Genomic DNA, 22578 nt, shown 5'->3' with positions numbered 1-22578 from the left:
TAATGATGTATGATTTCTTTATGACTTGGCTGTTGCCATTACTCATTATAGTTGGAAAAACACTTCTTCTTTTGGTCGTTCTTTTGATCTTAGTTGCTTATCTTCTTTACGCAGATAGAAAGATTTGGGCTGCGGTACAATTGCGTCGTGGACCAAACGTTGTTGGTCCATGGGGTTTGTTACAGTCTTTTGCAGATTTAATTAAATTTGTTGTTAAGGAGCCTATTATCCCTGCAGGTGCAAATAAGGGTGTTTTTCTTTTGGCTCCTTTTGTTTCAGCGACACTTGCTTTATCAACTTGGGCTGTTATTCCTGTCAATGAGGGCTGGGAAGTTGCAAAAATTAATGTTGGTTTGCTTTATATCTTGGCTATTTCATCTCTTGAAGTTTACGGTGTCATTATGGGGGGGTGGGCGTCAAACTCTAAATATCCTTTCTTAGGGGCTCTTCGTTCCGCTGCACAGATGGTTTCTTATGAGGTTTCAATTGGGTTTGTGCTTGTAACCGTCATTTTAGTGAGTGGTTCATTGGATCTTACAACAATTGTTCATAAACAAAGTTCTGGAATTGGTACAACTCTTGGTCTTCCTTTTAACAGCTTTCTCGATTGGAACTGGTTGGTCCTTTTTCCAATGTTTATTATATTTTTTATTTCTGCGCTCGCAGAGACAAACCGTCCTCCTTTTGATTTGGTTGAAGCTGAATCTGAACTTGTAGCTGGTCATATGGTAGAATATTCTTCAACGCCTTACATGCTTTTCTTTCTTGGTGAATATGTTGCGATTGTTTTAATGTGCGCATTAACAACCATTCTATTTTTAGGCGGTTGGCTGCCACCCTTAGATGTTTGGTGGCTTAATTGGGTTCCTGGTATCATTTGGTTTGTTTTAAAAGTCTGTTTTGTATTTTTTTGGTTTGCTATGGTTAAAGCATTTGTTCCACGTTATCGCTATGATCAGCTCATGCGGCTTGGTTGGAAGGTTTTTCTTCCTCTCTCACTAGCAATGGTTGTGATAACTGCTGCTTTTTTAAAGTTTACGGATTTCGTTTAAGAGGAGATTTTACGATGTCAGGTTTTATTCATGCGGCAAAGTCACTTCTTCTATTGGAATTTGTGAGTGCTTTTTTCTTAGCCATGCGTCAATTTTTTTCACCAAAGCCCACGATTAATTATCCTTATGAAAAAGGTTTTGTATCTCAGCGTTTTCGCGGTGAGCATGCATTGCGTCGCTATCCAAATGGTGAAGAACGGTGTATTGCTTGTAAATTATGTGAAGCAATTTGCCCTGCGCAAGCGATTACAATTGAGGCTGGACCGCGACGTAATGATGGTACGCGTAGAACTGTTCGTTATGATATCGATATGGTTAAGTGTATCTACTGCGGTTTTTGTCAAGAGGCTTGTCCGGTAGAGGCTATTGTTGAAGGTCCAAATTTTGAATTTGCAACAGAAACGCGTGAAGAACTCTATTATGATAAAGAAAAGCTTTTAATGAATGGAGATCGTTGGGAGCGAGAAATTGCTCGAAATATATTGATGGATGCGCCTTATCGTTAAGTGTATCGTTAAATGAGGTGTCGGATATTTTTCCGATAAATTGTAATCTGGTATGAAGTTTATACCAATTGTTTGAATATTTGAGGAGAGGCCTATGCTAACAGATCTAGCGGCGGCATTTTTCTATTTGTTTGCTTTTATTATGCTAACAAGTGCAGTTATTGTTATTACAGCACGCAATCCAGTGCATTCTGTTTTGTTTTTAATCCTCGCATTTTTTAATGCAGCGGCTTTATTTTTGCTTGCAGGAGCAGAGTTTTTAGGGCTTATTCTGCTTGTTGTGTATGTTGGAGCTGTCGCTGTTTTATTTTTATTTGTCGTTATGATGCTTGACGTTGATTTTGCTGAATTAAAGAGTGGAACTCTTCGGTATGCTCCTATTGGAGCTCTTATTGGTGTTATTATCGCTGTAGAATTGATTGTTGTTTTTGTGAGTAGCTATTTTTCTCCAGACTTGAGAACGCATGTTACCCAACCAATGCCAGATTTAGCGCAGCGAACAAATACACAAGCATTAGGTGATATTCTCTATACGGATTATGTTTTTTATTTTCAAATTGCTGGAATGATTTTATTGGTTGCAATGATTGGGGCTATTGTTTTAACACTTCGTCATAAATTAGGAGTAAAGCGGCAATCTATTGCGGAGCAAGTTTCTAGAACGGTAGAAAGTGCCATTGAAATCAAACAAGTTGAATCAGGCAAAGGTATGTAAGGGGGGCTATGTAGATGTATATTGATATTACACATTATCTCACTGTTTCTGCTTTGATGTTTACAATTGGTATTGCTGGAATTTTTCTCAACAGAAAAAACGTAATTATTATCTTGATGTCCATTGAGCTTATATTGCTTTCAGTTAATCTCAATTTTGTTGCATTTTCAGCATTTCTTCATGATCTCGTTGGTCAGATATTCGCTTTGTTTGTCTTAACCGTAGCAGCTGCTGAAGCTGCCATTGGTTTAGCAATTCTGGTCGTTTTTTTCCGTAATCGTGGTTCCATTGCGGTTGAAGATGTTAATGTAATGAAAGGCTAACCAGTGATGTATTATACGATTGTCTTTCTTCCGCTTTTGGGTTTTTTAATTGCTGCACTAGGTGGAAAAACGATAGGAGATCGTGCGAGTGAATTGATAACATGTAGCTTTATGCTTGTTGTTGCCATATTATCGTGGATAGCATTTTTCAGTATTGCACTTGGTCATATTCCAGCGATTGATGTCTTGGTATTACATTGGCTTACTATTGGTGACTTAAGCTTTAATTGGGCTTTACATGTTGATGTATTAACAGCTGTCATGCTTATTGTTGTGAACAGTGTTTCGGCATTGGTACATATTTATTCAATTGGTTATATGCACCATGACCCTTCAAGGTCTCGTTTTTTTTCTTATCTTTCTTTGTTTACATTTATGATGCTTATGTTGGTCACATCCAATAATTTGATTCAGATGTTTTTTGGATGGGAAGGTGTCGGACTTGCTTCTTATTTACTCATTGGTTTTTGGTTTCAGCGTGATTCTGCTAATAAGGCCGCAATGAAAGCTTTTGTAGTTAATCGTGTTGGAGACTTTGGTTTTCTCTTAGGAATCTTTAGTATTTTTGTTTTATTCCAATCGGTTGATTTTGCTTCCATTTTTGCAAAAGCTGCAAACAATAACTTTATACAAAATATGACATTTTTAGGTTGGCAATTTGATGGGCAGACGGCAATTACCATTACATGCCTTTTATTATTTATTGGTGCGATGGGAAAATCAGCACAATTTCTTTTACATACTTGGCTGCCTGATGCAATGGAAGGACCAACCCCTGTATCAGCGCTTATTCATGCCGCTACAATGGTAACGGCTGGTGTTTTTATGGTTGCGCGTATGTCGCCAATTTTTGAACTTTCTTCAACTGCTTTGACCGTGATTATTATTGTTGGAGCAACAACAGCGTTTTTTGCAGCAACTGTGGGGTTGGTGCAGAATGATATTAAACGTGTTATTGCTTATTCTACATGCTCTCAGCTCGGTTATATGTTTGTGGCTTTAGGTGTTGGAGCTTATGGCGCTGCTGTCTTTCATCTTTTTACGCATGCTTTTTTTAAAGCCTTATTGTTTCTTGGTGCAGGTTCTGTCATTCATGCTGTATCTGATGAACAAGATATGCGAAAAATGGGTGGGTTACGCAAACATATAAAAGTCACCTATTGGATGATGATGGTCGGGACCATTGCATTGACAGGTGTTGGAATTCCAGGAACACTTTTCGGGACTGCAGGTTTTTTCTCAAAAGATGCGATTATAGAGTCTGCTTTTGTATCCCATAATATTGCTTCAGGATATGCTTTTTATCTTCTTGTTTTTTCAGCTTTATTAACAAGTTTCTATTCATGGCGGCTTATCTTTATGACATTCCATGGTAAACCACGGGCAACAGTTGATGTTATGCATCATGTTCATGAATCACCTCCAGTTATGTTGATTCCACTCTTTCTTTTATCTATTGGAGCAATATTTTCTGGTGTCGTTTTCCAACCTTACTTTTTTGGTGACTTGTATAATGCTTTTTGGAAGGGAGCATTATTTACAAGCAGCCACAATCACATTCTTCATGATGCCCACCATGTCTTTAATTGGGTAAAATGGTCGCCATTTATAGCGATGGTTCTTGGGTTTATTTTAGCTTATTTATTTTATGTTTCTATTCCATCTCTTCCTAAGAAAATGGTTCGTATTATGCCAGGAGCATATAATTTTCTTTACCAAAAATGGTATTTCGATCAATTATATAACTTTTTGTTTGTTCGTCCTACCTTTAGAATTGGTTCTTTTCTTTGGAAAGTGGGAGACGGTAAGATTATTGATGGTCTAGGTCCTAATGGTATCGCAGCGCGTGTTGTTGATATTACAAATAGAATTGTTCGATTGCAAACAGGCTATCTTTACCACTATGCATTTGCAATGCTTATCGGCGTTGCATTACTCATTACATGGATGATGATCGGGGGCGTAAACTAATGACCGATTGGCCTATTCTTTCTACGGTTACATTTTTGCCACTTGTTGGTGTGCTTCTGATTTTGTTTATCAAAGATGATAGTGAAGTAGCACGCCATAATATACGTAATGTTGCATTTTTTACGACTTTATTTGTTTTTATTATTTCTTTAATTATTTGGATAGGATTTGATTCTAGCAACCCAAATTTTCAAATGGTTGAAAAGTCCAGTTGGTTAGGAGGGGGCATTAGCTATCATATGGGGGTTGATGGTATTTCTATTCTTTTTGTTGTTCTCTCGGCTTTTCTTTTGCCTTTTTGTATTTTAGCAAGTTGGGAAAATGTTAAAGAGAGATTAAAGGCTTATATGATTGCATTTCTTCTTCTAGAAGTTGCGATTATTGGCGTTTTTTGTGCTCTTGATGCAATGCTATTCTATGTTTTTTTTGAAGGCAGCCTTATTCCAATGTTTATCATTATAGGTGTATGGGGTGGAGCACGTCGTGTTTATGCAAGTATAAAGTTTTTCTTATATACTTTACTTGGTTCAGTGCTTATGCTGGTTGCTCTTATGGCTATGTATTGGGAGGCTGGGACACTTGATATACCAACTTTACTCAATTACCAGTTTCCTGCTCATATGCAAATATGGTTATGGCTTGCATTTTTTGCTTCTTTCGCAGTTAAAATGCCAATGTGGCCAGTTCATACATGGCTCCCTGATGCTCACGTGGAAGCACCGACAGCGGGTTCCGTTATTTTAGCTGGTGTCTTACTCAAATTAGGTGGGTATGGTTTTCTTCGTTTTTCTTTGCCTATGTTTCCTATCGCTTCAGCAGATTTTGCACCTTTGATTTTTACATTATCGCTTATCGCTATTATTTATACGTCGTTGGTTGCACTTGTTCAAAATGACATCAAAAAGCTTATTGCTTATTCTTCAATAGCGCATATGGGGTATGTGACAATGGGCATTTTTTCTGCGAATGAACAAGGGATACAAGGGGCTATTTATCAGATGCTATCCCATGGAATTGTTTCAGCAGCGTTGTTTCTTTGTGTTGGGGTTATCTATGATCGCTTGCATACACGTGAAATTTCAGCGTTTGGTGGTTTAGTGAATAATATGCCTAAATATGCTGTTGTTTTCTTAATTTTTACTATGGCAAATGTTGGTTTGCCTGGAAGCTCAGGATTTTTGGGTGAATTTTTAACCTTAATAGGTGTTTTTCAAGTAAATAAATTGGTTGTTGTTTTAGCAACAACAGGTGTTATCTTATCGGCAGCCTATGCCCTTTATCTTTACCGGCGTGTGGTGTTTGGTTCCTTGGATAAAGAGAATTTAAAAGTATTAATAGATCTTTCTTTAAGAGAAAAATTCATCCTTTATCCAATGGTTATTCTTACAATATTCTTTGGTATCTATCCAACGCCTATTCTTAAAGCAACGGCGTTTTCCGTAGAAACCCTCATCAATAAACTGCACTAGATAAGGGAAGAACGCACATGCAAACTGAAATAATAGCGCAATTAGTCTTAATTCTTCCGGAGCTTTTAATCGCATTAGGAGCTGTCGTGTTGCTTATGATTGGTGTTTATTCCAATACACGTGCTTCTTTAACAGTGACAGGTTTAGCCATGGCACTTCTTGTGGCAACCATTATTATTCTTATAGTTTTTCCGAAAAATGGTTCATTTCAAACCAATGCGCTCGTTATCGATTCCTTTAGTCGTTATATGAAAATTTTAATGCTTATTGGTGCACTCTTTTCTCTTATCATGTCTGTTGGTTTTGCCAATGCACAAAAGTTTAATATATTTGAATTTCCAGTGCTTGTTCTTTTAGCAACCCTTGGAATGATGTTTATGATTTCAGCGGGTAATATGCTGTCACTTTATATGGGGTTAGAACTGCAATCTTTAGCTTTATATGTTTTAGCAGCGATTAATCGTAATAATGTAAAATCTTCTGAAGCCGGTATAAAATACTTTGTTTTAGGAGCATTATCTTCAGGATTGCTGCTTTATGGCATTTCATTGCTTTATGGTTTTACGGGTCAAATTGGTTTTCACGAAATTGCTGTTGCTTTAAAAAGTGAAAATTTGCAATTGGGAGTTATCTTTGGAATTGTTTTTATTTTAGCTGGTTTGGCTTTCAAAATTTCTGCTGTTCCATTTCATATGTGGACACCTGATGTTTATGAAGGAGCGCCAACACCGATTACAGCATTTTTTGCTGGTGCCCCTAAAGTTGCTGCAATGGCTTTAATCATCCGTATTATTGTGATGACCTTTATTCCCCTAGGGCATGTTGATAATGTGATGCCTGCATGGCAACAAATTTTGGTCTTCATGGCGATTGCATCAATGATACTTGGTGCATTTGCTGCAATTGGTCAAAATAACATTAAGCGATTAATGGCTTATTCGTCGATCAGTCATATGGGCTATGCACTTGTTGGTTTATCTGCTGGAGATATGCTAGGAATAAAAAGTGTTATTCTTTATATGACGATTTATCTTGGAATGACGATTGGCTCGTTTGCTTTTATTCTTGGAATGCGCTCTCAGAATGGCAATGTTGAAAATATTTATGATCTTTCAGGGTTAGCAAAGACAAATCCGTTTATGGCTATTGTTATGACAATACAGCTTTTCTCGTTAGCCAGTGTACCACCTATGGCTGGTTTTTTTGGGAAGTGGTATACATTTTCTGCTGCTGTCCATGCTGGTCTGACGCCACTTGCAGTCGTTGGGATGATAGCATCTGTCGTTGGAGCTTTTTACTATTTACGAGTCATTAAAATTATGTGGTTTGATGACGCAAAAGCGCATTTTGTTGCTTTATCGAATGAGCTTCAATTTTGTCTCGGTCTTTCTGCATTGTTTATTTTATTTTACACACTTTTTGGAGTTTGGTTTGCTGAATTAGCAGAAAAAGCAGCAGCTGCATTGTTTTAATGAATATGGTTTATATTTTATCAGATTTTGCTCAAGAACAAGGATACACTATTGAAGTGTACGATAGTGTTGACTCAACAAATCTCATTGCGCAACGAAAAGCGCAAACTGGTCATCAAGGTAATCTTTGGATTGTTGCACAAGAACAATCACAGGGAAGAGCAAGAAGAGGGAGGACTTGGTCTAGTCCCAAAGGGAACCTTTATTCTAGTCTTCTATTAATTGATGATATTGTTCATCAAACTGCAGCTCAACTTGGTTTTGTTGCTGGAATAAGTGTGGCAGAGGCAATAAAACAATTGATAAAAGATGAAAAGCAGACAGACAATATTGTGAGTTTAAAATGGCCAAACGATATTTTGCTCAGAGGAGCAAAAAGCTCTGGAGTTTTGCTTGAGATTTTAAAATTGTCATCACAACAATATGCATTGGTTATTGGTATTGGAATAAATGTGAAATATAATTATGAAAATGCACCCTATCCCACTTCAAGCTTAAAGAATATCGGTTTGCATATTGAAGCAGAACAATTATTTACGGTTTTGACGGAGTATTTTTCTAAAAATTACCTTCTTTGGAAACAACCAAAAGGATGTGAAATAATCCGAAAAAAATGGCTTTTATATTCTGCTCACCTTGGGAAACATGTCAAAGTGGTGAATGATGAAAAAGTCATTGAGGGTGTTTTTGATGGTCTTGATAGTGATTTTAACTGCATCATAAAGCAAAAAAATGGTCAGACAGCCATTATAACAGCTGGAGATGTTCATTTTGGTTCGGCTGCTTCTATTAATGCAGGTCGTTATTAAAAAATTATTTTACCATCAGATACCTTAATGATTTTGGGAGATATTTATGGTTGCAGCTAATAAGAATGAGTTTGTTTTTTTACCTCTGGGGGGTGTAGGTGAAATAGGGATGAATTTAGCTGCTTACGGATTTGGTCCCCAACATCTTCGTGAATGGCTGCTGGTTGATATGGGAATTAGTTTTGCTGGTTCTGAATTACCAGGAGTCGACCTTGTTTTTCCTGATATTCGTTTTCTAGAAAGTGAAAAACATAATATACGGGGTCTTGTTTTAACACATGCACATGAAGATCATTATGGGGCCGTTCTTGATTTATGGCCAAAGTTACAAGTTCCAATTTACTGTACGCCTTTTACAGCAGGATTATTGGAAACTAAAAAACAATTAGATTTTGAATCTCAAAAAATTTTACTCAATATTTTTCAAGCTGGTGATTGTTTTCAGGTAGGTTCCTTTGCTGTAGAGGCTATAGCTGTTAACCATTCAATACCAGAATCTGTATCTTTAGCAATTACAACCTCTTTGGGGACTGTGATTCATACTGGTGATTGGAAAATTGATCATACTCCTTCACTTGGGGCTGTGACGAATGAAAAAAGATTTCGTGCGTTAGGAAAAAAAGGTGTTTTAGCATTACTTTGTGATTCTACAAATGCGTGTCGGGATGGTATATCTCCATCAGAGCAGCAGGTTCAAGCCAGTCTTTCTGAGATTATTTCCAAAGCTGAAGGGCGCGTTGCAATAGCAACTTTTTCTTCTAATATTGGTCGGATACGTTCTATTGCTCTTGCAGCTGAAGCTGCTGGACGTAAGGTGCTTGTCATTGGGCGCTCCCTTAAGCGAAGTATTATGGTTGCACAAGAGCTTGGTTATATGAATGGTTTAGCACCATTTGTAACGGAAGATGATTATGGTTACATTTTGCGAAAAGATCTTGTTTTAATTGTCACAGGGAGCCAAGGTGAGCCATGTGCTGCTTTGGCTAAACTGTCACGTGATGGAATGAGAAATATTGCACTTTCTGCTGGTGATACCGTTATTTATTCATCACGAAGTATTCCAGGAAACGAAAAAGCGATTATTGAGGTACAAAATCGTTTCATTGATTTGGGTATTGAAATTATCACGAATGAAGATGCACTTGTTCATGTTTCAGGTCATCCTCGTCGTTCAGAACTTTTGCAGATGTATGATTGGGTAAAGCCACAGATACTTGTTCCTGTACATGGGGAAGCAATGCATCTTAAGGCTCAAGCAACTTTAGCGCGTCAAGCGGGTATTAAAATTGTTACAGATATCAGAAATGGACATATGTTACGTTTTGCACCAGAGCCTGTAGAAGTTGTTGATCAAGTTCCTGTTGGCCGCATCTATAAGGATGGTTGCCTAATTGGAGATGAAAATGAACTAGGGATTCGTGAACGTCGCAAACTAAGTTATGCTGGTCATGTTACTATTTCTCTCCATATAAATAGTAAGCATGAATTATTAGGGGATATAGGTCTAACAACATTCGGGTTACCTGAAAGTAATGGAAAGGGAGAAAGTTTAAAAGATATTCTTTTAGATATTATAGAAAATACAGTTTATAATATCCCACGCATGAAACAGAAAAATAATGAACTTATTCGAGAGGCAACACGACGTGCTGTGAGAGCGGCTGTTCATGAAATTTGGCAAAAAAAACCTATCTGTACAGTTTTTTTACATCGGTCAAAATAAGGAACTTTCATATTACGTTATTTAAAAAGAGAAGAGCATTTTTATTTTATTGCTAAATAAGAAAAATAGAGAATAAAGCCCAATAAATTTTTAAATAGTAAGATCGTTATATTTGCAAGTATTCAGAATGCGGATATAGATGAATAGAGGGTGTGATAAATTGTTTCGATATGATAGGTGTGATTAGGAGTTAATTATTTCAATGCGTCTTTCTCAATATTTCCTTCCACTTTTAAAAGAGAATCCTAAGGAAGCAGAGATTGTTTCTCATCGGCTCATGTTGCGTGCCGGTATGATTCGCCAACAAACATCAGGAATTTATTCTTGGCTTCCTTTGGGAAAAAAAGTGCTTGATAAAGTTTGTAGAATTATTCGTGAGGAGCAAGAACGTGCGGGTGCAATAGAAATATTGATGCCTACAATTCAATCTGCTGATCTTTGGCGTGAAAGCGGTCGTTATGATGATTATGGTTTGGAAATGCTTCGCATTAAAGATCGTCAAAAGCGTGATTTACTTTATGGTCCAACCAATGAAGAGATGGTAACAGATATTTTTCGCTCATATGTTCGTTCTTATAAAGATCTTCCACTTAATTTGTATCATATTCAATGGAAATTTCGTGATGAAATTCGCCCACGTTTTGGTGTGATGCGGGCACGAGAATTTTTAATGAAAGATGCTTATTCTTTTGATCTTGATTATGAAGGCTCTAAAACATCTTATAATCGTATGTTTGTTGCTTATTTACGCACTTTTTCTCGTCTTGGCTTAAAAGCAATCCCTATGCGTGCAGATACAGGTCCAATAGGGGGGAAACTCAGTCATGAATTTATCATTTTGGCTGAAACGGGAGAGAGCGCTATCTTCTGTGATAAACAATTTCTTGAACTTACTGTTCCTGATAGTTCAATCGATTTTAGTGATAAAGCTGTTTTAGATGATATCGTTAAACAATGGACATCTTTTTATGCAGCGACGGAAGAAATGCATAATGAAGAGGAGTGGGCTAAAGTTTCTGATCATAGTCGTCTTTCAGCGCGTGGTATTGAAGTCGGGCATATTTTCCACTTTGGCACGAAATATTCTGCTCCAATGGGAGCAAAAGTTATGGGACAAGATGGAAAAGAGCATGTAGTCTCTATGGGATCTTATGGTATTGGACCTTCGCGTCTTGTTGCGGCCGCTATAGAGGCTTCTCATGATGAAAATGGTATTATTTGGCCAAAGTCGATGGCACCGTTTGATTTTGGGATTATCAATATGAAATCCGATGATGAAAAATGCACGAAGGCATGTGAGTTTCTCTATCAGGGATTAAAGGAGGCTGGTTTTGATCCATTATTAGATGATAGAAATGAACGTCCTGGATCAAAATTTGCAACAATGGATTTGATTGGTTTGCCAACGCAAATCATTGTTGGTCCTAACAGCATTGCACAAAATGAAGTTGAAATTAAAGATCGAAAAACAGGTGTAAAAAAATCTCTAAAGGTTGAAGATGTACTCAGCCAACTTTCTATGAATTAATAGGAAATGTTATGAAGAGGCTGAAAGACAAATGGTTTTCATCTTATGAGTGGATGATCGCTTTTCGTTACATGATTCCCAATAAAAAACATGTCGTTGCATCTGTTATTTCAATTATTTCTCTTATTGGGATTATGTTGGGCGTATTTGCTCTGGTTGTTGTTATGGCGGTGATGAATGGCTTTCGTACAGAGCTTCTCAATCGTATTCTTGGTATGAATGGGCATCTTATTGTTCAAACAGTTGATTCTGGTTTTTCTGATTATAAGACTCTTATTTCTTCTTTAGAATCTACAAATGGTGTAAAGTTTGCTTTGCCTGTTATTGAAGGTCAAGCGCTTGTTCAAGGTGAAGTTCAAGGTGGCTCTGGCGCATTAGTTCGTGGTATGCGCAAACAAGATCTAGAAAAGCTTAAAACAGTCTCTCAAAACATTAAATTAGGATCGATTTCTCGGTTTGATGAAGAAGAAGGTGTTGCAATTGGAAGTGGCTTAGCAGAAAAATTGGGGCTGACAGTTGGAAGAGATATTCGTATTATTACTCCAGATGGTGATGAGACTCCTTTTGGCGTTACCCCACGCGTGAAAGCTTATAGAGTCGTTGCTATTTTTGAAGTTGGTATGTCTGAATATGATTCAATATTTATCTTTATGCCTCTCCATGAAGCACAAATGTTTTTTAATTTGGGAGATAAGGTTCAGTCTTTAGAATTATTTCTAAATGATCCTGATGCTGTTGATCAAATAAAACCTGTTGTAGAAAAAACAGTTGATCAACAGGTCTATTTAATTGATTGGCGTACACGCAATCAGGCTTTTTTTTCAGCCTTACAGATTGAACGAAATGTTATGTTTTTCATTCTTTCTCTGATCGTTCTTGTTGCTGCTTTAAATATTATTTCAGGGCTGATTATGCTTGTAAAAGATAAAAGTCATGATATTGCGATTTTACGCACGATGGGGGCTCAACAGAGTGCGATTTTGCGTATATTTATCATTACAGGAATGATGATTGGTTTTATTGGAACTATATTGGGTTTAGTTTTAGGTGTTATCGCGACCGCGAATATTAATCATATCCAAGACTTTATATCTTGGTTATTTAATGTCGACGTTTTTAATCCTCAACTTTATTTTTTAACAAAATTGCCTGCACAAATTGACTGGAAACAGACAATCTTGGTTGCTATGATGGCTTTATTTTTGTCGTTTCTTGCTGCTCTCATTCCGGCATGGCGTGCTGCTAAGCTAGATCCCGTACAAGCTTTGAGGTATGAATAATGACAGCTATTTTAGAGCTTGTAGAGATTGAAAGACACTTTTTCGAGAGTCATAAGCCGCTTATTGTTTTAGATAAAGCGAATTTTATTCTTAATCGTGGAGAGCTTGTCGCACTTGTTGCACCATCTGGTGCTGGAAAATCAACACTTCTTCATATTGCTGGATTATTAGAAAAACCAACAGCTGGTGATGTGATGTTACGGGGTGTTTCTTGTGCAAAGCGCTCTGATAGTGAGCGAACAGCTATAAGACGAAATGATATTGGTTTTGTTTATCAATTTCATCATTTACTTCCAGAGTTTACGGCGTTAGAAAATGTCATGGTACCGCAAATGATAGCAGGATTAAAAAAATCCATAGCAGAAGATCGTGCGCGCAAATTATTGACGTATCTGCGTATTTCTCATCGCGCTAACCATCGTCCCTCAGAGTTATCGGGAGGAGAACAACAACGTGTTGCTATTGCACGTGCAGTAGCAAATGGCCCTTCGGTTCTTTTGGCTGATGAACCTACAGGAAATCTTGATCCAGTAACTTCAGCTTATGTCTTTCAAGCTTTGTCTATCCTTGTTCGTCAGTCGGGTCTTTCTGCTCTTATTGCAACACATAATTACGCTTTGGCTAAGCAAATGCATCGTCGAATTACACTTAAAGAACAAAAGATTATAGAACTTCCTTAAAAGCAAGGTACAAATTTTATACTACTAATTGAATAGTTTATATTACTTTATTCAAGGAGATTTTTTATGACAGTTTTTGTCGTTGACAAAAATCAATTAGATGTGCGTCGTCGTCGATTGATTTTTCGTGCATGGCATCGCGGTATTCGTGAAATGGATCTCATTTTTGGACATTATGTCGATGCTCATATTGCTGAAATGAATGATAAAACGCTCTCTGAACTTGAATATATTATGTCTTTTGATGATCGTGATTTACTCACATGGATTACTGGAGAAGTTTTGCCACCCTCTGAAGTTGATAGTCCACTTTTTCGCGATATTGCCAATTATCGTATTTGCTTAAGTTATTAATCCTGATGCCTATATTTAAAAAAATTGTTATTCCCAAAAATAATTCTGTTCGTATGATTTTTGATGGAGTTCCTGATGGATTTGAAGCCTTTGCGCTTGCTAAATTAAGTTCAGAAATTGCACAAGGTAAACCACTCATCTATGTTGTCCGCGACGGAACAAAAATTGTTCATTTACAACAAGTTTTAAATTTTATTGAGCCCAATTTACCCATACTTCAATTTCCTGCATGGGATTGTTTGCCTTATGATCGTGTGTCACCAGGAATTGCTGTTATGGCACGTCGACTATCAGCATTGGCACACATAGCAAATTTACGTAAAGATCCACATCCTGCAATTATATTAACAACAGCAAATGCGATTATGCAAAAGTTACCTCCTCGTGAAATGATAGAAGCTCAGCTTATTCACGCACGTGTTGGCCAGCGCAATAACATGGGAAATCTTATTCAGTTTTTAGAAACCAATGGTTTTGAACGCGTTACGGTTGTCCGTGATGTTGGTGAGTTTGCTGTAAGAGGAGGAATACTTGATATCTTTTCTCCCATGGATGTTGAACCTTTACGTCTTGATTTTTTTGGAGATACCCTAGAAAGTATCCGCATATTTGATCCAGAAAGTCAAAGGACAACAGGTCAAAAAACTGAACTTTTATTACAGGCAATGAGTGAGGTTGTTCTTACACCAGAACGCATAAGCCGTTTTAAGAGCAATTATACCCGTACATTTGGTGTATCACAAAAAAATAACATGCTTTATGAAGCAATTGCTCAAGGTCGGCGTTTTGCCGGTATGGAACATTGGCTTCCATTTTTTTATGAAAACCTTGATAGTTTTTTTGACCATTGTGGTAACTTACCGATAGTTTTTGAGCATCTCATAGAAGAAGCCTTCATTGAGCGCTATCGTCTTATTGAGGACTATTATAACGCGCGCAAAGAGCGCGAAAATGATGAAAAAAATTCTACTTCTTATCACCCAATAGATCCTAGTCTTTTCTATTTAACGCCAGAGCGTGTTTTGGAGGGTGTGCAACAATCTTCACAGCGTATTGATTTTTCGCCTTTTAATATTCCACAAAGTTTGGAAAAAACTGTTATTCACACCAATGTTAAACAGGGATATGATTTTGTAAAAGAGCGTAATGCGCAGGAAAAAAATGTTTTTTCAAGTGTTGTTGATCATATCGCATCTTTACGCACTGCTGGTAAAAAAGTGCTTTTAGCGTGTTGGAGTGAAGGATCTCTCAATCGTTTGCTACAAGTTCTCGATGAGCATGGATTGAAAAAAATAGATGTTGCAAAATCCTTGCAAACTGTCAAAGCAACACCACGAGATCGCATATTAGCAGCTGTTATCATGATAGAACATGGTTTTGAGGCTGAAGATTTGGCTGTTATAGCAGAGCAAGATATCCTTGGCGATCGTTTTATAAGATCGCCAAAGCGGCGTAAAAATAATACAAATTTTATTTCTGAAATTTCTGCTTTAAATTCTGGTGATATTATTGTGCATATCGACCACGGTATTGGCCAATTTGTTGGTCTTAAAACCATCAAAACCACTGGAATTTTACGAGATTGTCTTGAAATTAGATATGCTGGAGGTGATTTACTCTTTTTACCTGTTGAAAATATTGAGCTTCTCTCACGTTATGGCTCAGAAGGAACAGAGGTAACTTTAGATAAATTAGGGGGTGTTGCTTGGCAAGCACGTAAAGCTCGGCTTAAAAAACATTTATTGGAAATGGCAGGGCAATTAATTCGTATAGCTGCAGAGCGTGTGACTCGTGCTGCGCCTGCTTTACTTCCACCAGTTGGACCATTTGATGAGTTTGTTGCTTGCTTTCCCTATGAAGAAACGGAAGATCAAATGAATGCAATTGATGCTGTTTTAGACGATTTAGCCTCAGGAAAGCCTATGGATCGCTTGATATGCGGTGATGTTGGTTTTGGAAAAACCGAAGTAGCCATTCGAAGTGCTTTTGTCGCAGCATTAAATGGATATCAGGTTGCTGTTGTTGTACCGACAACTTTGCTTTCACGTCAACATTACAAGACATTTATTTCGCGTTTTCAAGGATTACCGGTTAAAATTGGACATGCTTCAAGGCTTGTAAAAGCGAAAGAACTTGCACAAGTAAAAAAAGGTGTTTCAGATGGTACAATAGATATTGTCATTGGAACCCATGCATTATTAAGTGGTGCAGTTAATTTTTTACGGTTAGGCCTTCTCATCATTGATGAGGAGCAGCATTTTGGTGTCAAACACAAAGAGCGTTTAAAAGAGCTTAAAAGTGATATTCATGTTCTCACACTTTCAGCAACTCCCATACCACGCACTTTAGGGTTAGCATTATCGGGTGTACGTGAACTTTCATTGATAACAACGCCCCCCATTGATAGAATGGCGGTTCGTACTTTTATTTCACCTTTTGATGCACTTGTTATACGAGAGACCCTGCTTCGAGAATATTATCGTGGCGGACAAAGTTTCTATGTTTGTCCTCGTATTTCTGATCTGGCTTTTGTAGAAGAATATCTCAAAACACATGTGCCAGAACTTAAATTCGTTGTGGCTCATGGACAAATGCCGGCTGGACAACTTGATGATATTATGAATGCATTTTATGATGGGCAATATGATGTTTTGCTATCGACAACCATTATTGAATCTGGTCTTGATATTCCAACAGCCAATACCCTAATTGTGCATCGCGCTGAGATGTTTGGTCTTTCTGCACTCTATCAGTTACGAGGGAGGGTAGGGCGCTCAAAACAACGTGCTTATGCACTCTTTACATTTCCTGCTGGTAAAGTTTTAACAGCTGCTGCTGATCGCCGTCTTAAAGTTTTACAATCTCTTGACACCTTGGGGGCCGGTTTTCAATTGGCAAGCCATGACATGGATATCCGCGGTTCAGGCAATTTTTTAGGTGAAGAGCAATCGGGACATATTAAAGAAGTTGGATTTGAACTCTATCAAAAAATGCTTGAAGAAGCTGTTGCTGAATTAAAAGATGGAGAGCTAAATGAAGATAAGCAATGGTCTCCTCAAATTTCACTTGGTACAACAGTGATGATACCAGAAAGTTTCGTGCCTGACTTGCCATTACGTATGGGGCTTTATCGTCGTTTAACAGAACTTGATGATTTAGAACAAATTGATGAATTTGCAGCGGAGTTAATTGATCGCTTTGGTCCTTTACCGCTTGAAGTTCAACACCTTCTTAAAGTCTTTTATATCAAAACATTGTGTCGAAAAGCGCATGTAGAAAAATTGGATACTGGACCAAAGGGGATTGTTATACAGTTTCGCAATAATTATTTTGCAAATAGTGTTGCTCTTGTTCAGTGGGTTGGAAAACAAGGTTCGATGGCAAAAATTCGACCAGATCAAAGTATCGCTCTTATTCGTGATTGGTCCACAGCGGATGAAAGGCTTGTTGGAGCAGCGAATATTATGACACAGCTTGTCGAAATGGCAGAACAACATTCTGGTTAAAAACTTCTTTGTTGTTTCAGAATTGTTACTCATTTTTATAAAATTATTATAAAAAACAAATAGTTATTGATTTTTTATAAGAATAAAATTTAAGTTTATAATAAAAGAACTTCTTACATATTCATTTTGCGTTCTTCATCATAAGACATATTGATACAATGAAGAAAATAGCTTAGACGGTGTAACTGTAATAAATAGAACGTGCATATAAGTACCTTCTCTAAAAAGCAAAAATTTAAGCCAAGATAACATGCTTTCTTCATTACAAAAGTTGCTAACGATAGTTTTTTACTCCCTGTAATATATGGCATAAAAACGCTCACGCTGATTTATCTTCTAAGAAACAATACCAACATTAAAAAACAAAAGAAAGAATACTAAAGATAGCATACAATTTATTGAAGATAAGTATTTATATTTAGATATTTTGGGAAAAAATTTTTCTAAAGCAGAATACTATAAGCGTTTGCAGGAACGAAATAAGTTTTTAAAAGAACTGAAAAATCTGAAGAATGAATATTATAATCTTGGTTCGAAATTACAGGATTTATTTGAAAAAAATAAAAATTTATCTCTAGGGTAGATATAGCGAGAGAGTACGAAGTAGGAGAATACGAAGAAAAGCTGAATTATTTAATAAATAGAAAATTATCCTCATATTTATTATTAGTTGCAAAGTTTTAGCGGATATATTGCAGAGTGATATAGGTGCTATTTTACGCAAAGATTTTGATTGGAAAGATAAAGATTTTTATTGAGTAAAAGACGCAATTAATTCGATAAGCCCCAGTTTCTAGCAATATAAAAGAATTGCTAACAGAAGGCTCTTAATAGCTATGAAAAACAAACATTTGATGATGTAAAAGATAAATTATTATTATAAATAAAATATTTTCAACAGTTATAAATTTTCTCTCTAAGAAAATATGTTGTTTAATTAAGAAAAAAGCACTTCTTTAGTAGCGTATTTTTAAACTAAAATTTTTGGTTAAAAGCTGTAGAATATAAAACTTTTATTACAAAAATGTATCGCCCTTGTTTTGTAAACAAGGGCAGAAAATTGTCCATTAGCAAAAAGTTCTCTTACAATTATGCAGAAATTTTAGACAATCAGTGGTTTTAATTTATGAAATGTTTCAATAATACCGTAAATGATTTTATTTTTGTGTATCACACGAATCACATAAAGAAAAAAGTAAAATTTATCTGATCTTTTGAAGCTTCATGCATTACAACAGCTGTTGCTAAGGCTCTACGAGCTTAACATGAAGAGTAATAAATGTAAAAAGTTTAATTAGTAAGATTTTTAGAGTAGTATAGGAGTTTATTTTAATTAATATTGCAATATTGATTCGTTTGTGTAATCTTAGCTTAAATGCACAGAGGTGTTTTATGGATAGATTGCATCAAACACCAATATGATAAAGAGGGGAATTATATGGGTGTATAAAAATTAGAATAGCTCGTCGTATTTTTTTCTCTAAATTTGACTTTTTTTTTTATATTGAAGTAAAAATAGTAAAATTAAGTGTTATTTCATTATAATTTAATAAATTTAAGTTGGAATTATATTTAATATTTTTTTGAAGTTACTTAAAAGCGCGTTGAAAGGATTAACTTAATCATGTCGCATAAAAATGTTTATTCTGCTGTTTCAGTATTAGTTGGAGCCGCTGCCCTTTTTCTTATAGCTGGTATTTCTGCAAATGCGCAAACTTTATCACAAGGTTGGTACAAAGTTTGCAGTAAGCAGCATGATGTTGATATTTGTAATACAATGAATACTGTATTATCGAATACGGGACAACCTTTAACGGCTTTTAATCTTGTTGAAATAAAAGGGAAGCAAAATGAAAAACGTATAGGTATTCAAGTACCTACAGGTCGTTTTTTGCCAGAAGGTGTTCACATTAAAATTGGTGACGACTTCTCTAAAAAAATTCCTTATATTATTTGTAATGGACCAAGTTGTATTGCCAATGATGTCTTAGATGATAAGCTTATAGCTGCTATGAAAAGTGGTACAAAAATGGTTGTAACCACAGTTAATTTCCGTGGTTCAGCTAATCCTATTGAATTTTCTCTTAATGGGTTTACAGCAGCCTATACCGGTCCTGGTATGGAGGAAAAAGATTTCCAACAAGAACAAATAAAGATGCAGCAAGCTATTCAATCAAAGCAAAAAGAAATTGAAGATCGTATGCGGGCTGAGCAAGAAAAAGCAAAACAAAAGTGATAAACCCACACCATAGAATTGGTTGAAACGTCTTCTATAATTATTTATTTAAACCGTCACAGAAAACTGTGGCGGTTTTTTTAATCTTTAATTTTTCGAAAGAATTCTGCGTTTCCACCAACCAATACGTTCAGTTTTGGAAGAATCATTAGGCGTTGATGAAACAACAACGGGTTGATTAATTGTTTCTTCAATTTGGGAAGGAGAGGTTTCGACAACTTCCTCCATCTCGATTATAGTTTCTTTCTCTAATATTTTTTGTATTTGCGTTGCCTCTTTAGAAGATGATTTTTTACGTGTTCCACGTGTTGACTTTTTACTATTTTCAAGAGTTTTATCTTCTACTTTATGAATAGATTTGTCTGCCTTTTTTGTTTTAGCTTTACGTACTGAACTAGTTTTAGGTTTTTCTTCAAGAGATTTTTGTTCTACGACATTTTGATCATTATCTAAAGAAAGTTGATTTTCTACTACTTTTGAAGAACGTGTTTTACGTTTTTTAGGTTTAATACTTGTATCATTTTTTTCAGATTCACCCTGTTGTTGTATATCTAGAGCTTGTGTATTATTTTTTGTTTCTTCAAGTTCAAAAGATTTAGCAGGTGAAACACGATGTTTGCGGTGTGCTGCTTTAATTTCTGCTAAAGCCTGCTTAGCAAAATCTCCCACTGGTTCTGCGTAAGGAATGCGAATCTGATGAAAACTATTATCTTGATTGCGTCGACCACCACGACGTCCTCGACGACGTCCTCGACGATAAGAATCATCACTCAAGGTATCTTCTTTTTTATGAACGTTGGAGAGAGAATGATCAGTAATTTCATCGTGACGATTTTTGCGCCGACGCTTTTGGTTTGTTTCAATGGGAGAAGGATTTTCAATAGATTCACTTTCTGTGAAAACAGAATCTTCAATTTCTTGCTTATTAACATCTTCCAATGAAGATCGAGAAATGCTCTCTGCTATTGAGCCTTTAGAAATAACAAGATGTTGCGTTCCAATACTATCATCTGCTTCAATACTAATATTAAGCTTAAAGCGAGTTTCTAAATTAACAAGAATGTTGCGTTTATGATTTAATACATAAAGCGCTGTTGCTACGGGTGTGCGCACGATAATATTATATTGCGAATTATGAAGAAGATATTCTTCAATTGAGCGCATGACATGTAACGCAATTGATGATTCAGAACGTATATTTCCTGTTCCTGCGCAATGCGGGCAGGGCTGTGTTGTACTTTCTAAAACCGATATGCGAATACGTTGACGACTCATTTCTAAAAGGCCGAAGTGTGAAATATGACCTACTTGAATACGAGCACGATCATTTTTTAAACAATCTTTTAATTTTTTTTCGACCAGCTTTACATTGCGTTCTTCAAGCATATCAATAAAATCAATCACAATTAAACCAGCAAGGTCACGCAAGCGTAATTGACGCGCTACTTCTTCAGCAGCTTCAAGGTTAGTTTGTAAAGCTGTCTTTTCGACAGAGAATTCTTTCGTAGAGCGGCCAGAATTTACGTCAATAGCAACAAGTGCTTCTGTTTGATTAATAACAAGATAACCACCAGATTTTAAAGAAACCTGTGGTTGCAACATTTTATCAAGTTGAATTTCAATATTATTTCTTGCAAAAATGGGTGTAGGATCACGGTAAGGTTGCACAACTTTTGCATGACTTGGCATAAGCATACGCATAAAGTCTTTCGCTTCACGATATCCTTGGTCTCCAGAGACAAGAATTTCACTAATGTTCTTATTGTAAAGATCTCGTATAGAACGCTTGATGAGATTACTTTCTTCATGGACAAGGCATGGCGCCGTTGACTCGAGTGTCAAAGTGCGAATAGTATCCCATAACCGCATAAGATATTCATAATCACGTTTAATTTCAGCTTTTGTTCTATTGGCACCAGCGGTTCGTAAGATAACACCCATACCTTTTGGAACGGCTAATTCTTTTACGATTTCTTTAAGACGCTTACGGTCTTGTACGTTCGTAATTTTTCGTGAAATACCACCACCACGTGCTGTATTGGGCATTAGAACAGAATAACGACCTGCTAAAGACAGATATGTTGTAAGGGCAGCACCTTTATTACCACGCTCTTCTTTAATGACTTGTACCAACAAAATTTGACGTCGTTTAATGACTTCTTGAATTTTATACTGGCGCCCTTGTTTTCTTTGATAAATTGGGAGCTCTTCACGGATGTCCTCAGCACCAACCATTTCGATCTCATCATAAGAGATATCGGCATTTAATGCTTCTTCTGTATTATCAATTATTGTTGATTCAGATGTGATATCATTTTCAATATCGGCTGCTATGACATTGTTTTTTCCATTTTTTTTTGTTCTTCTGGAGCGTTTTTTATTTTTAGTTGCTTCTTCCGTAAAGGCATCTATAGAATTTTCTCCTACAGCTGCTTTTTCCTCTTCTTCAAGAAGAGCAAGGCGATCAGCAATAGGAATTTGATAATAATCAGGATGAATTTCAGAAAATGTTAAAAAACCATGTCGGTTTCCACCATATTCAACAAAAGCTGCTTGGAGAGACGGTTCTACACGCGTAATACGTGCGAGATAAATATTCCCCTTGAGCTGTTTTCTATGTTCTGATTCAAAATCAAGTTCTTCAATTTTGTTGCCGTGAACAACAACAACACGTGTTTCCTCCGGATGGGAGGCATCTATAAGCATTTTGTTTGACATAAGCTAATATCCTGAAGGCGACATGCACAATTTTACTCAAACGAACGCTATAACTATTCGTAAATATAAAAGGCTGTCTGCCATAAAAGGGAGGTACCAGAAAAACAGGACGGAACACCACGTGCAAAGGCATGACTGCATTTACACCATTTCTCATCATTATCTCCATCTGTTTTTTATGACTCATATTTCTTAAAAGTCTCCGGTAAAATAATCTTTAAAACAGTTCGGATATC

General features: G+C 36.5%; 16 protein-coding genes. 15 read left to right on the top strand and 1 reads right to left on the bottom strand.

Features of this window, described 5'->3' with window-relative positions; all coding sequences use genetic code 11:
* Positions 1–5: 5 nt before the first annotated feature.
* The 15 genes from nuoH (at position 6) to ACFIK8_RS04465 (ending at position 19624) form a co-directional block, all read left to right on the top strand.
* On the top strand, positions 6–1052 hold the full coding sequence (gene nuoH / locus ACFIK8_RS04535) for an NADH-quinone oxidoreductase subunit NuoH (protein WP_375644851.1): 1047 nt from the start codon (positions 6–8) through the stop codon (positions 1050–1052).
* 14 nt (positions 1053–1066) lie between these two features.
* Positions 1067–1558, top strand: coding sequence for an NADH-quinone oxidoreductase subunit NuoI (gene nuoI / locus ACFIK8_RS04530; RefSeq protein WP_375636121.1), 492 nt, complete (start codon positions 1067–1069; stop codon positions 1556–1558).
* Between the two features lie 94 nt (positions 1559–1652).
* A complete protein-coding gene (locus ACFIK8_RS04525; RefSeq protein ID WP_375636120.1) occupies positions 1653–2273 on the top strand; it encodes an NADH-quinone oxidoreductase subunit J in 621 nt (206 codons plus the stop codon).
* Positions 2274–2287: 14 nt separating this feature from the next.
* Entirely contained in the window at positions 2288–2596 is a 309-nt protein-coding gene (nuoK, locus tag ACFIK8_RS04520; RefSeq protein WP_015856359.1) for an NADH-quinone oxidoreductase subunit NuoK, read from the top strand.
* Positions 2597–2602: 6 nt separating this feature from the next.
* Complete coding sequence (nuoL, locus tag ACFIK8_RS04515) at positions 2603–4567, top strand: NADH-quinone oxidoreductase subunit L (RefSeq protein WP_375636127.1); 1965 nt, start codon at positions 2603–2605, stop codon at positions 4565–4567.
* Positions 4567–6036: an NADH-quinone oxidoreductase subunit M gene (locus ACFIK8_RS04510; protein WP_273787991.1), complete on the top strand. Its 1470-nt coding sequence runs from the start codon at positions 4567–4569 to the stop codon at positions 6034–6036. Before nuoL ends, ACFIK8_RS04510 begins: the two co-directional genes overlap by 1 nt.
* Before the next feature lie 17 nt (positions 6037–6053).
* On the top strand, positions 6054–7508 hold the full coding sequence (gene nuoN, locus ACFIK8_RS04505; RefSeq protein WP_015856362.1) for an NADH-quinone oxidoreductase subunit NuoN: 1455 nt from the start codon (positions 6054–6056) through the stop codon (positions 7506–7508).
* Positions 7508–8317 (top strand): biotin--[acetyl-CoA-carboxylase] ligase, encoded by an 810-nt coding sequence (locus tag ACFIK8_RS04500; protein WP_375636119.1) that lies wholly within the window; start codon positions 7508–7510, stop codon positions 8315–8317. The genes nuoN and ACFIK8_RS04500 overlap by 1 nt, the downstream gene beginning before the upstream one ends.
* Positions 8318–8363: 46 nt before the next feature.
* Positions 8364–10040: a ribonuclease J gene (locus ACFIK8_RS04495; RefSeq protein WP_375628442.1), complete on the top strand. Its 1677-nt coding sequence runs from the start codon at positions 8364–8366 to the stop codon at positions 10038–10040.
* Between the two features lie 202 nt (positions 10041–10242).
* The gene (gene proS / locus ACFIK8_RS04490; RefSeq protein WP_375636118.1) at positions 10243–11568 is read left to right on the top strand and encodes a proline--tRNA ligase; all 1326 of its coding nucleotides are present in this window, start codon (positions 10243–10245) and stop codon (positions 11566–11568) included.
* Between the two features lie 11 nt (positions 11569–11579).
* Positions 11580–12848 carry a lipoprotein-releasing ABC transporter permease subunit gene (locus ACFIK8_RS04485; RefSeq protein ID WP_375636117.1) on the top strand — a complete coding sequence of 423 codons (1269 nt, stop codon included), beginning with the start codon at positions 11580–11582 and terminating at the stop codon, positions 12846–12848.
* Positions 12848–13528 (top strand): ABC transporter ATP-binding protein, encoded by a 681-nt coding sequence (locus ACFIK8_RS04480; protein ID WP_375636116.1) that lies wholly within the window; start codon positions 12848–12850, stop codon positions 13526–13528. Before ACFIK8_RS04485 ends, ACFIK8_RS04480 begins: the two co-directional genes overlap by 1 nt.
* Positions 13529–13594: 66 nt before the next feature.
* Entirely contained in the window at positions 13595–13882 is a 288-nt protein-coding gene (locus ACFIK8_RS04475; protein ID WP_375636115.1) for a succinate dehydrogenase assembly factor 2, read from the top strand.
* 5 nt (positions 13883–13887) lie between these two features.
* Positions 13888–17388 (top strand): transcription-repair coupling factor, encoded by a 3501-nt coding sequence (gene mfd, locus ACFIK8_RS04470; RefSeq protein WP_375636114.1) that lies wholly within the window; start codon positions 13888–13890, stop codon positions 17386–17388.
* A gap of 1624 nt (positions 17389–19012) precedes the next feature.
* On the top strand, positions 19013–19624 hold the full coding sequence (locus ACFIK8_RS04465) for an invasion associated locus B family protein (RefSeq protein ID WP_015856370.1): 612 nt from the start codon (positions 19013–19015) through the stop codon (positions 19622–19624).
* Between the two features lie 87 nt (positions 19625–19711).
* Here the strand turns inward: ACFIK8_RS04465 and ACFIK8_RS04460 are convergent, their stop codons facing one another.
* Entirely contained in the window at positions 19712–22342 is a 2631-nt protein-coding gene (locus ACFIK8_RS04460) for a ribonuclease E/G (protein WP_375636113.1), read from the bottom strand.
* Positions 22343–22578 lie beyond the last annotated feature (236 nt).

This window comes from Bartonella sp. MR168JLCBS (genome assembly GCF_042194175.1).
Note: the sequence above shows the minus strand (reverse complement) of the source record. Positions and strands in the feature narration are given on the sequence as shown.